15 protein-coding genes and 1 other annotated feature are annotated in these 12252 nt (G+C 40.3%); all 15 genes read right to left on the minus strand.

The features are described 5' to 3' along the window. The coding region (locus tag RTR43_RS08085) for a Spo0B domain-containing protein (protein ID WP_312471145.1) at positions 1 to 138 on the minus strand (138 nt) is incomplete at its 3' end. Positions 139 to 514: 376 nt separating this feature from the next. Then, entirely contained in the window at positions 515 to 808 is a 294-nt protein-coding gene (rpmA, locus tag RTR43_RS08090; protein WP_026572313.1) for a 50S ribosomal protein L27, read from the minus strand. Then, on the minus strand, positions 809 to 1153 hold the full coding sequence (locus RTR43_RS08095) for a ribosomal-processing cysteine protease Prp (protein ID WP_312470966.1): 345 nt from the start codon (positions 1151 to 1153) through the stop codon (positions 809 to 811). A 15-nt stretch (positions 1154 to 1168) separates the two neighbouring features. After that, positions 1169 to 1477, minus strand: a complete 309-nt coding sequence (gene rplU, locus RTR43_RS08100) for a 50S ribosomal protein L21 (protein WP_248736511.1) — start codon at positions 1475 to 1477, stop codon at positions 1169 to 1171. 13 nt (positions 1478 to 1490) lie between these two features. Further along, positions 1491 to 1573, minus strand: a sequence feature (ribosomal protein L21 leader region). Between the two features lie 34 nt (positions 1574 to 1607). Continuing rightward, on the minus strand, positions 1608 to 3074 hold the full coding sequence (locus RTR43_RS08105; RefSeq protein ID WP_312470967.1) for an Rne/Rng family ribonuclease: 1467 nt from the start codon (positions 3072 to 3074) through the stop codon (positions 1608 to 1610). A 45-nt stretch (positions 3075 to 3119) separates the two neighbouring features. Next, the gene (locus RTR43_RS08110; RefSeq protein WP_312470968.1) at positions 3120 to 3986 is read right to left on the minus strand and encodes a M50 family metallopeptidase; all 867 of its coding nucleotides are present in this window, start codon (positions 3984 to 3986) and stop codon (positions 3120 to 3122) included. Beyond that, a complete protein-coding gene (locus RTR43_RS08115) occupies positions 3979 to 4764 on the minus strand; it encodes a peptidoglycan DD-metalloendopeptidase family protein (RefSeq protein WP_312470969.1) in 786 nt (261 codons plus the stop codon). The genes RTR43_RS08110 and RTR43_RS08115 overlap by 8 nt, the downstream gene beginning before the upstream one ends. A gap of 233 nt (positions 4765 to 4997) precedes the next feature. Further along, positions 4998 to 5801, minus strand: coding sequence for a septum site-determining protein MinD (gene minD, locus RTR43_RS08120; RefSeq protein WP_312470970.1), 804 nt, complete (start codon positions 5799 to 5801; stop codon positions 4998 to 5000). A gap of 1 nt (position 5802) precedes the next feature. Further along, entirely contained in the window at positions 5803 to 6483 is a 681-nt protein-coding gene (minC, locus tag RTR43_RS08125) for a septum site-determining protein MinC (RefSeq protein WP_312470972.1), read from the minus strand. Between the two features lie 213 nt (positions 6484 to 6696). Continuing rightward, a complete protein-coding gene (mreD, locus tag RTR43_RS08130; protein WP_312470974.1) occupies positions 6697 to 7215 on the minus strand; it encodes a rod shape-determining protein MreD in 519 nt (172 codons plus the stop codon). After that, on the minus strand, positions 7212 to 8093 hold the full coding sequence (gene mreC / locus RTR43_RS08135) for a rod shape-determining protein MreC (RefSeq protein WP_312470976.1): 882 nt from the start codon (positions 8091 to 8093) through the stop codon (positions 7212 to 7214). The genes mreD and mreC overlap by 4 nt, the downstream gene beginning before the upstream one ends. A 114-nt stretch (positions 8094 to 8207) precedes the next feature. Continuing rightward, positions 8208 to 9230, minus strand: coding sequence for a rod shape-determining protein (locus RTR43_RS08140; protein ID WP_312470978.1), 1023 nt, complete (start codon positions 9228 to 9230; stop codon positions 8208 to 8210). 167 nt (positions 9231 to 9397) lie between these two features. Continuing rightward, positions 9398 to 10087 (minus strand): RadC family protein, encoded by a 690-nt coding sequence (gene radC, locus RTR43_RS08145; RefSeq protein ID WP_312470980.1) that lies wholly within the window; start codon positions 10085 to 10087, stop codon positions 9398 to 9400. 46 nt (positions 10088 to 10133) lie between these two features. After that, positions 10134 to 10706 carry a Maf family protein gene (locus RTR43_RS08150; protein WP_312470982.1) on the minus strand — a complete coding sequence of 191 codons (573 nt, stop codon included), beginning with the start codon at positions 10704 to 10706 and terminating at the stop codon, positions 10134 to 10136. Between the two features lie 401 nt (positions 10707 to 11107). After that, the gene (locus RTR43_RS08155) at positions 11108 to 12178 is read right to left on the minus strand and encodes an SPOR domain-containing protein (protein ID WP_312470984.1); all 1071 of its coding nucleotides are present in this window, start codon (positions 12176 to 12178) and stop codon (positions 11108 to 11110) included. Positions 12179 to 12252 lie beyond the last annotated feature (74 nt).

A 12252-nucleotide genomic window follows, 5' to 3' on the forward strand; every position in this document is an offset into this window, starting at 1 on the left:
GTTCACAATTTCATCAATGACTGCCTTTGCCCGGTCGATTCGATTTAAATCCAGGTTCCCCTTTATTAACTGCAGTCTGTTTAACCAGTCATGTCGTGAGTGGCGCAGCACTTCCACGATATCCCATTCTTTCCCCATACGTACACTCCCACATTAAAGTGTCGGAACACTGTTTGCTGTTAGTATATCAAAAAAAGAAACATGAGTAAGCTTATTTTTTCCGCATTAACAGGCAGTAATTCCCCCATCATCATAAATTGCTTAAATTGAAGAAATACTAGGTGGAGAAAAAACTGCCGATAAAAGCCCAATTTAGTTCAACTAACAATCAGTTGGGGATGGAAGAAAATCTCCACTGATTGTTAGTTGAACTGTATACGAATGAACTGTCATTAGAGGCAAAAAGAAGCTTTTACGAAGTAGTTTTCCCTGAAGATTATTACGGAAGGTTTACTTTCGTTAGAAAAAAGAAAACTCTAACCAAACAGGTTAGAGTTTCCAAATGATGTAATCCTTAAGCTTCTTGAGCTACTGGATAAACGCTCACTTTTTTACGGTCACGACCTAAACGTTCGAATTTAACAACGCCGTCGATTTTTGCAAAAAGAGTATCGTCTCCGCCACGGCCAACGTTCTCACCTGGGTAAATCTTTGTACCGCGTTGACGGTAAAGGATTGAACCACCAGTAACGAATTGACCGTCTGCACGCTTAGCACCAAGGCGCTTTGCGATAGAGTCACGTCCGTTCTTTGTAGAACCTACTCCTTTTTTAGATGCAAACAACTGAAGATCTAATTTTAATAACATTTATTCCACCTCCTGCTTTTTGAAGGTAATTTTTATGTGCTTTCCGTACACTTCTTCAATCGATCGTAATGATATAACCATGGCTTCAAGGATAAGCTGAACTTTCTCATGAACGTCATCAGGAAGTTCTTCCGGGACAACGCAGCGGAGAAATCCATCTATCCTGTGTTCAATGTCGGGAGTGACACCCGTCAGTTCGTGCACCGCGTTGATCGCACCAACAGATACGGCAGATACGCCTGCACAAACGATATCCTTCCCCCGATCAGCGAATAAAGCATGACCGCTCATTTCAAAAGACTGAATCATTCCGGACTCAGTACGAGTAATCGTAATTTCAATCATCTATTCTCCAACACCTTATGCGTTGATTTTTTCGATGACTACTTTAGTGTAAGGTTGACGATGACCTTGCTTCTTATGATAGTTTTTCTTCGCTTTGTACTTAAAAACAGTGATTTTCTTTTGACGGCCTTGTTTTTCAACAGTAGCTGTAACTGTAGCGCCTGCAACAACAGGGCTGCCTACTTTTACATTTTCACCGCCAACGAAAAGAACCTTGTCAAAAGTAACTGTTTCACCAGCTTCAACATTTAATTTTTCAATGTAGATAGCTTGGCCTTCTTCGACTTTAAGTTGTTTACCGCCAGTTTCGATAATTGCGTACATGAACTGCACCTCCTTATAAACTCAGACTCGCCATACACAGGCGCTTATGCCAAAAGCAAAAGACTTACTACCTGTTCTGTGCGGTTGTAGCACGGGTGCTACAAACATAACATTAGAATACTAACATAATTTAAGCAAGAGTGTCAATAGCTTTTAGGGAGATATCCTGGTCATCTCCAAATTGTTTCAGGACATAATACGGTTTAGCAGATGCGTGGATGGAAAAATAAATTTTTACATGCAGCAGGTCTTCTAATACTTCTCTATAGGCATCATTTTCACCTAGAAGTGCCTCTTTCACCTCTTTAGTTGTCTCTACAAGGATAGCCTCGAATTCACCATGACGGTGCTCTAACAACTCTCGTTCAAGCCGGAATGCCATCGTTTCAGGACTTAGAATACGGCCAGTACCTTCACAAACAGGACATTTCACTTGGAGAGCCTCTGACAGTGTGACCTTTGTCCTTTTTCTGGTCAGTTGCAAGATACCCAATGGTGTAAAACCTATGATTTTCGTTCTTTTTCCATCTCTCGCTAATTCGGTTTCGACCGTGTCAAGAATCGTTTGCTTGTCCTGAACGCGTGCCATATCGATAAAATCAATCAAAACAATACCGCCAATATCTCGAAGACGAAGCTGCTTGACGATTTCCTTGGCGGCAAGCTGATTTGTTTTTAATACCGTATCCTGATAATCGGCCTTTCCAGAAAACTTCCCTGTATTTACATCGATGATTGTCAATGCTTCTGTTTCATCAAAAATAAGATAGGCCCCTTGGTCGAGCCAGACAATCCGCTTGAGGGCTTTTTCAATTTCATGCTCCACCTGGTTTGCTGAAAAAATATTCACTTTTCCGTTATAATAGCTGATCATAACTTTGGAATTGGCCTGCTCTAGCATTTTTTTTACAGCTAGATCATCGACGATTACTTCACCAGACTTCATTTTTAGAACACCATCGAGAATCATTTCTAAAAATGTATCTTTTTGAAAAATTAATCCGGGCTTTTTTAAGAAACCGGCTTTCTGTTTTAGTTCTTGGTAATGTTGTCTTAATGATTGCAGCTCTTCCTGAATTTCTTCCTCAGTATTAGAAATACTAGAAGTACGAAAAATGATCCCCTCTTCTTCCATTTTGAGACGATTGCCTAGGCGGCGGAGCATCGCCTTTTGCGCTTCATCGGCAATTTTCTTCGATACAGCCACATAACGTCCATTGGGCATATAAATGAGATTGTTTCCCTGAATTTCAATAATACCCGTCACCTTTGGTCCCTTTGTGCCGGTTGCATCCTTGTCCACCTGTACGAGCATTTTTTCGCCTTGATGAACAAATGAGGTGATGTTTTTTTGTTTTTCGGAGGAAAGCACATAAGATGGTAGGACATCGCGGTGCAAATAGGCATTTTTCTCCTCGCCAATATCGATGAAAACAGCATTCATCCCCGGTAAAACTTTTGTAACTGTCCCAAAATAAATATTTCCGACCAGCGATCGATGTTCTGGTCGGTCAAAAACGATCTGTTCCACACGGTTATCTCTTAAATAAGCAAATCGCTTCTCCCGTGCCGTGTAATTGACAATTAATGTTTCCAAACCAAGCGTCCTCACTTTTTTCTAAGTTACCAATAGTATAACCTTTTAATACGAAAAAAGAAGGTCGCTGATTTTATCGGTTAAACGCTTTTCGGTAAAATAGGCATGCAGCACTTCATTTTCATCCAACTGTCCTTTTTCCTTGCCGTCTGCTTTAACGATAATCGGATGCTTACAGCCGCGTTGAAATTTTTCTAACACGTGGATGAGTAAATCCTGTTCATTAGCCTGGATTGGCTTTAATGTCTGCAGGCTCGATTTTTTTCCATAATATCGTTCCAATAAGAATCTCATAAAAATAAAGCGACGCTGCTTCCATTCGTGGTAAAGCGAGAAGAATAAGAAGGCAATTACGAACCATACATTAAGGTGCAATGGAGCAGCCAGTAAAATTACCACTGAAAAAAAACCTAGACTAAAAAAAGAAATGAGTAAGGTTTGGTGGTGCGCACGAGGAAAGGAATTTTTTAATGAGAGCAGTAAGAAAACTAGCTTTCCTCCATCAAGCGGCCAAACCGGAAACAGATTGAATACAAAAATCATCGCGTTATAACTAATAAATAAGAGAAATAAATCTTTCGGAATGAGGTGAAGAGTAAATAAAATATAGGCTAAAGCCACCATCCACACATGCTGCAGCGGTCCAGCAAGGACGACAATCGTTTCCTCTTTTAAGGGGCGATTACCGTGCTCATCCATTTCGGCCACCCCTCCAAAGGGCAGCAGGGTGATTTTTTTAATTCTCCATGAAAAAAAAGAAGCCGCAACAGCATGCCCCATTTCATGAATAAAAATGATTCCAATCAACATGCAGACTTCAAGGAAATGTGCAGTAGCAATCGATAGAGCTATGATGATCCACAGCAATGGATGGATATAAATGAGTTGTAGTAACTGGATAGCTCTATTCAAAGCGGATCACCTGGATTGGGTCGATGAAATCATTGTCTTTTTTGATCGCAAAATAATACTTGCCCTTTGTTTTATCCTCACCAGTTGATGTTGAAACCGTACCAACTACTGTTCTTTTTTCGATATAATCAAATAATTTGACTTTAATTTCCTCTAAATTCCCGTACCATGTTTCCGTTCCATCAGAATGCTGGACCATGACGGTTTTCCCAAAGCCTTCTTTTACCCCTGCAAACACGACATTTCCGCCATTAATCGCCTGGACAGCAGCCCCTTTATTGGTTTCAATCATGATGCCTTGGCCATTTTTCTCGAAATTTTCAAGGATTTTTCCCATCGCCGGTACGGAAAATTCTTTCGGCCCTTGCTCTTTTTTGCCTGTCTTGTTATCTTCTGAAAAAGGCAGAAGAGCGAGCGGCTTACCAAACTTATTCTCATACCATTCCGTAACGACAGCAAACTTAAAATTCTTATCCATCGTATTCTTGACGAAGCCCCGCGCCGAATCAAGAGTGGCAGAATGATTGCGAAACAAAATAGCTACGAGCAGAAATAAGAGCCCCGATGCCAATATTTTAAAAAAGAATACCTCTTTTTTAAACAATGGATGTCCCTCTTCACCGTTAGTTCTTCCTGAAGCGGTAATCGGATTAAAGCCGTATTTTTCGTCATCACCATGCCAAGTAAATTCGTGTTCTGGACTTTTTGCCTGAGTACCCTGGTCTTTCTTTCTCTTCGCTATTCGTCGCCGTATCTCCTCAGGTGTAGACCGCGCCATACCATCAACCCTTTTCCCACTTTTTGTACAAGTCTATGAAGGAAAATGGGAGAGTATGACTTATCATTTGGCTTCTAGTTAAAAAAAGTTTGGAAATCCGATGAATTTCAGGTGTGTTTTGGAGGGTTGCTTGGGTTTGTCTTTTTTTTTACTTTTTGTTTAATTAGACTTTTATTTTCAAAAAACAGACAAAAAAAGGGCCTGTCCACGGTTTAAATGGGCAGGCTGCTGAATTAACGAACACCAAAGAACTTTTTAATTTTTGTTAATACACCCTTGTTTGCATCCTCAAGCGGCTGTAGAGGGATGGATTCACCGAGAATCCGTCTGGCAATATTGCGGTATGCGATGGATGCTTTGCTGTTTGGATTTAAAGCAATCGGTTCACCGTGGTTAGAAGCTTTAATTACCTCTTCATCATCGGCAACAATGCCAATCAACTCGATGGATAAATGGAGAGTAATTTCGTCAATATCGAGCATGTCACCGCTCTTCATCATATGATTTCGGATTCGGTTGACCACTAATTTAGGCGCTTCCATATTCCTTTGTTTTTCAAGCAAACCAATAATTCGGTCGGCGTCGCGAACTGCCGAAACCTCAGGAGTCGTGACAACAATGGCTTTATCTGCCCCGGCAACCGCATTTTGGAATCCCTGTTCAATACCAGCAGGACAATCAATAATAATATAATCATAGTCTTGCTTTAACTCCGTGATTAGTTCCTTCATTTGCTCTGGCTTAACGGCCGATTTATCAACTGTTTGCGCTGCCGGAAGTAAATATAATAACCCATCAAACCGTTTGTCCTTGACCAATGCTTGATGTATTTTGCATCTTTTTTCCACAACATCAACGAGATCATAAATGATTCTGTTTTCAAGCCCCATTACGACATCTAAATTTCGAAGGCCGATGTCCGTGTCCACTAAGCAGACTTTTTTTCCTTGAAGGGCCAGAGACGTACCAATATTAGCAGAAGTTGTGGTCTTACCAACGCCGCCCTTACCGGATGTTACTACTATTGCTTCTCCCACTTTAATGTCCCCCTTCGAATCTATTTAAATTAGGCCTTAATTTGAATAAAACTTGTAATCTATCGATATTGATTTGACTGTTCTCATCTATGTAAGCACATTCCATTTCGCGCTTTTCATTACTTTTTATTGTGTCTGGTGCCCGATTGTGGCAATCGCTGATTCGAAGCTGTGATGGTTTCATACCAGAAGCGGCAATGACTGCCAGCTCATTTCCGAAGCAGCCTGCATGGGCAATCCCTTTTAAAACACCCATAATGAAAATATTACCACCCGCAATTACTTTCCCACCCGGATTGACATCGCCAATTAGCAATAAATCACCAGGTACTTCAAGTACTTGTCCTGAACGGATAATTCTAGAAACGGTCATCACCTCGGTTTCGGCCTTTAACCGTTCTGCTTCTTCCAATGTGATGACATTTGATTCAATATCGTCAACTACTAAATTCTTCTTTTGTCGAATTAAGCTCTTCAGTTCTTCACGCTGGCCTTCAGTTAAATACCTGTTGCCAATCTCCACTTTAACAGTGATTAAGTGATGGTCTTCCTGTGTTCTGGAATTGGCGGAAAGCTTTTGATCTAGTTCTTTTTTTAGTTCCTCATAAGAACAGCTATCATCAAGATGAAGGACAAGACCTTCCTTCGTACCTTTTATTGTAACATTTTGCCGATTTTTCATGGAGAAATTTCACCTCATAATTAAAAAACAATTTCGGAACAAGCCAATTTTCCCTTCTAAAAAAGGTAATTTATAAGCCCTAATACTTATTCCGAATCGAAAGTACAGACGTCTTTTTAAAAATTCGACATGATGCGTCCATTCTCCTCTTTTTTTAAAAGAAAATCAGGCTCCAAGTGGGTAGTTCAGAAGGCAAAGATTGAATGGAATAGATCATTCATCTCTCAATGCCTCGGCATGTTTTTCAAATTGTCGTTTAAGCGGATAGCCCACAATGATGATAAAAGCAGCATTAAAGATAAGGGTTGGATAAAAACGCAAATTCATAAAGCTCATAAAATCGAGGGTCGTTACATGAATTAATCGATACATTTCATAAACGCCGATTTCTAATAATGCAATCCCGAAAAGGGACACGAGGAAGGCAATAAATATATTTGCCTGCATGGTCTGCATTATTTTGGACACAAGGTAGGTAATAAGTGGAAATAAGAACAAGTAAATACCGATTACTTCGATATAGACAATATCAAATAATAGTCCAAAAATGGCTGCATAGATGATTCCTTGCTTCTTTCCAACAAAAATGGTTAGAAAAAGCAGCGCGGCAAACAGAAAATGTGGAGCCACGATTCGATTACGACCAAAAAGACCTGCAGGAAGGTATTGAACAAAAAGACTTTCTAATAAAAACAAAAACAAAAACAAAAGAGGAAGAAGGAATTTTTTCACGATCCCTCCTCCTTCCCACCTGTTAAATCTTTTCCATCTGGCTGTCGCATGATTTTTTTTGTGACAATTACACTCTTGATATCGTAAAAATCCGCCCCAGGTTTCACTAGTGCTGTCAGATTCAATCCATACTGATCCGGTTTAACTTCGACAACCTTTCCGATCGGTAACCCTTTAGGAAAGACATCGCTTAACCCGGAAGTGATGACCATTTGCCCTTTTTCTATATTCGAACCTGAAGGAATAGCCTTTATCATCAGTAATTTTTTCTCATTATCGTAACCTTCAACAAGGCCGTATACATCGTCCTTGCCCTGGACGATAGCGGAAATCCGGTTTTTCGGGTCCGTTGAACTCAAAAGCTGCACGGTTGAACTGAATTGTGTCACACTCTTTACTTTTCCAATTAGGCCATTTGCTGTAACAACAGCCATATTTTTTTTGATGCCGTTTAATTTACCTTTGTCGATAATAATCATTTCATGCCAACGATCAGGATTTCTACCAATCACAGTTGCTGGTAGTGGTTCGTAATCTCTCAGGGTCTTTTCTTCGCCGAGAATATCTCGCAGATCTTTATTGTCTTTTTTCAACTCTTGAACTTGTGATTCAAGGCTGACAAGATTTTCAAGCCGCGATTTTAATTCCTTATTCTCTTCATATGTATTTTGTAAGTCCTGGAGATTTTCAAAAAAGCCTGCCACATAATTGGTCGGCTTTGAAACCAGGGATTGAACCCAGCCGGTTGTATCTTTGACAAATTGCTCCGGCCAGGATAGTTTACTTCTCTCCCTTAAAGAAAACCCAATCAATGCCACGAGAACAATAATGCTGACAAGCAAAATAATCAGACGTTTATTCAAAAAGAACTGTGGCATGATTATACACCTCTATTTTTCTAATAAATAAAAAAGTTTAAGTCTTTGAACTTGGGTAACTGTCCAGCTCCAGCGACCAGCGACTAGTGTACTTCGCGCTTCCGCTTTTCTGATTTAACGTGAATCTTTTGATTTGTTTTTAAATAAGTGAATATGGTCTAACGCTTTTCCGGTTCCAATTGCCACGCAATCGAGCGGGTTTTCGGCAATCAGGACTGGCATTTTTGTTTCTTCGCTAATAACCATGTCCAAATTCCTGAGTAATGCCCCCCCGCCAGTTAACACAATCCCGCGGTCCATAATATCGGCTGCAAGTTCGGGCGGTGTTTTTTCCAATGTATTCTTAACGGCTTCAACAATCGCATAAACCGTGTCATTTAAGGCCACAGCAATCTCTTTTGCCGTTATTTCAATCGTTTTTGGCAGACCTGTTAATAAATCACGGCCGCGAATCTCCATATTGTCGATGCCATCTGGAGTACCTGCAGACCCGATTTCCATTTTGATGGTTTCTGCTGTTCGCTCCCCGATCATCAAATTATAATTTTTACGTATATAAGATATGACCGAATCGTCCATTTCATCGCCGGCAACGCGAATCGATTGGCTTGTTACAATTCCTCCTAAGGAGATGATGGCCACTTCGGTCGTACCGCCGCCAACATCAACGACCATACTGCCGGTTGGCTCCCATACAGGAAGGTTAGCACCAATGGCTGCAGCAAATGGCTCTTCAATCGTATAGGCATCCTTTGCCCCTGCTTGTCTGGTGGCATCAATAACCGCTCTTTCCTCTACCGCAGTTATGCCTGAAGGTACACAAACCATAACATATGGCTTCCCGGAGAAAGGGTTATTACTTTTCTGTGCCTGACGAATATGGTGCTTCATCATCGAAGCTGTTATTTCAAAGTCAGCGATAACGCCATCCTTCATCGGCCGCATTGCCACGACATTTCCCGGTGTCCGTCCTATCATATTTTTCGCGTCATTTCCAACCGCGACGATACTTTTCGTATCTGTCTGCATCGCCACAACAGATGGCTCTCGTAAAACAATTCCTTTTCCTTTTACATAGACAAGGGTATTAGCTGTCCCTAAGTCAATTCCAAGATCTCTTGCTCTAATTCCAAACATAGTGTTGTATCTCCCTTTCATTCTGATACGAAATGCAAAAACTCCATTAGGCAGGTAATCACCTTTTATATCATGTCTATTTTTATTTTATTTATATAGCTAAAAACCTAAATGATCCTAAAAATCATAACCAATATTATATCGTACCGTCAAATAAAATCATAGTGTTATAAATACCCTTTTTCCTTCAAACTGACAAACTTATTTTCACCGATAATAAGGTGGTCCAGCAAGTCAATACCAATTATTTTCCCACATTCGACCAGCCGTTTGGTGACCTCGATGTCTTCGCGACTCGGTGCGGGATCGCCACTGGGATGATTATGTGCCGCGATCACGGAGGCAGCAGAGCGCTTTAATGCTTCGCGGAACACCTCCCTTGGGTGGACAATCGAGGCATTTAGGCTGCCGATGAAAACAGTTTGTTTATGAATGATCTGGTTCTTTGTGTTTAAATAAAGGCAGACAAAATGCTCTTGTGACAAAAAGCGCATATCGTTCATGAGATACTTAGCTCCGTCTTCAGGGGAACGGATGACATAGCGATCATTAAAGTTAAGATTAGCAATCCTCCTGCCAATTTCGACGGCAGCGAGAATTTGTATTGCCTTTGCCGAACCAATTCCTTTTATTTCAGTTATTTCTTCCAATGATGCGGATTTTAACTGCCTTAATCCTTCAAAATGGGTCAGCAGACGATTCGATAATTGCAGGACCGATTCTTCTTTTGTTCCGGTTCGAAGCAGAATGGCAATCAATTCATGATTCGATAAGCTTTGCGGTCCATGTTGAATAAACCGCTCCCGGGGCCTTTCGTCTTGTGGAAAATCACGGATCATCAATGTATTTGTGGACACTTTTTTTCCTCCCTGTTTACCGGGAGATAATGAACTTTTAAAAATGTTAATACGGCAACTGGTAGCCTAGCCGTTTCAATTCCCGTACAGTCCTTGCAACAGGCAGACCGACAACCGCAAAATAGTCTCCATTTATTTTTTTGACAAGCATGCTTCCAAGCTGTTGAATCCCATATGCACCTGCTTTATCAAGCGGTTCACCACTTTTCACATATGCACGTATCTCCTCGTCCGTTAACTCCCAAAACCAAACTTCAGTTTTTTCATAAAACTTAGTTGAATTAGTTGGAGACACAATCGAAACACCAGTAAACACATCATGTTGCTTACCTGAAAGAGTTGTTAACATACTTATGGCTTCTGCCTCATCAGCTGGCTTTCCTAAGATTCGGTTATTCGCAACCACAATCGTGTCTGAGCCAATCACAAATGCTTGACTGTTTTCTTTAAAAACTGCCTGTGCTTTACGGTCGGCTAACTCCATCACTACTTCCTCTGGGGAGAGGGTTGGATCAAAGCTTTCATCAACATCACTGCTTGAAATCGCGAATGTTAAGTGGAGATTTTCTAGAAGTTCTTTGCGCCGTGGAGAAGAAGAGGCTAATATGAGGTTCTGCATTCAATCACCTTACCTTTTACTTTCGTATTGGGAGATACAAGTTAATCCTATCAGAAATTGTAGAAGCAAACAATTTTTATATAATTAAAGTTTGATGAAATTTGTAAATCTATGCGGAATTTATCTTATTTTGTAAATAAAACTATCATGAGCCTCAACTCCAAACCCTATCATGGATAATAAATTAGAAAACAAGCCGTAGTCACCTAATAAAGGCGGTGAGAGCAGAGCTAGACTTCACATCTTTCGTCTAGTGAAATGGGTATTTCACTTTAACTGGTTAAAGTGATTCATTTTTGCGGCGCTCCGCCCCTTTTCCACAGGAAAAAAGCCTGCCCTATTTGAACAGGCTAAATGCTGCGATTCATTTCCCGGAAAATATCGAAGGGTGTCGATATTGTTTACAACGAATAATAAAAGGACAGGAAGTTTAATAAATGTTGTTGGGCTTCAGAAAGACTCTTTGTGTCTTTCAATTTTTGGAAAACCTTTACTTTTTCATCCACACTAGTTAATTCTGTCTGCAGCGCCTTAACTTTCTCAGTTTTAATTGTACTTTTCTTCAATTGTTCCTCAAAGGAAACTAACGCTTTGCTGGATTCTTCAGAGATTCCCTTGGTGAGAAGAGCATCCGTGGTAGCAACAGAAAGTGTCTGATAAATGTCTTGTACCGCTTCAAGAAAGCTCTTTTCTTGTTTGGTGATATCAGAAATTTTCTTTTCCTCTAGTAATAGGGGCTTGGCAAATGCACCCTCAACCCCACTTTCTTTATTTTGGCTAGCTAGTGATTTTGCCATTTCAATCGAATCTGCTACACCAAGAAAGATATAATACTTGCCATTCATTTCAATTAATTGGGAAGGAATCCCTTTAGCAGCTAGCTGATTAGAAACTTCCTTAGCACCATCTTTTGTTGTATAGTAGCCGCCTTGGATCACAAAGGTAGTAAATTGTTTGATCGTTGCTGTGGCTGTCTTACTGGCTGCAGCAGTAGTCTCTTTGCCTTTTTCTTCAACCACCTTTGGTTCAGTTGCTGCCTTTTCACCTGACTCTGTTATCACCAACTTCAGCATAATAACACCAATCGTTAGACCAATAAGGATAGCGAATGTTGCCGAAATTAAAATGGAACCAACTGGTTGATGATTCTTTTTTATAAAATTAGTTGAAAGAGATGTCATTTTTTTTGGTTCATTTTTTTTCATCTTTTCATGGCTAACAACTTTGAATTCTTCTATGTCATTTTCGGAGGATTCCGGAATAATCCACTCAAAACTTTCATCGATAGATTCCTGGGCAACGGCTGTCTCCAAGAATCCATCCGCTTCCGGTACATTCCTATTCATTTTTATTACTTTGGAAACTGGTTTAATTCTAGCTTCTAACTCCTTCTTTGGCGGTTCTTCCTGAGATATTTTGTTTTCTCCATTTAATTTAATCTTAATTGTATGGCCTTTATTAGGCTTGTCCACTAATCGTACTCCTCTCTCAATCGAAGCGTAATTGGTTTCATCCTATCATAGTGGCAAAAAAAAATAACAAGACT

Source organism: Neobacillus sp., assembly GCF_031988165.1.
In the GTDB taxonomy this organism is placed as follows: domain Bacteria; phylum Bacillota; class Bacilli; order Bacillales; family Cytobacillaceae; genus Neobacillus; species Neobacillus rhizosphaerae.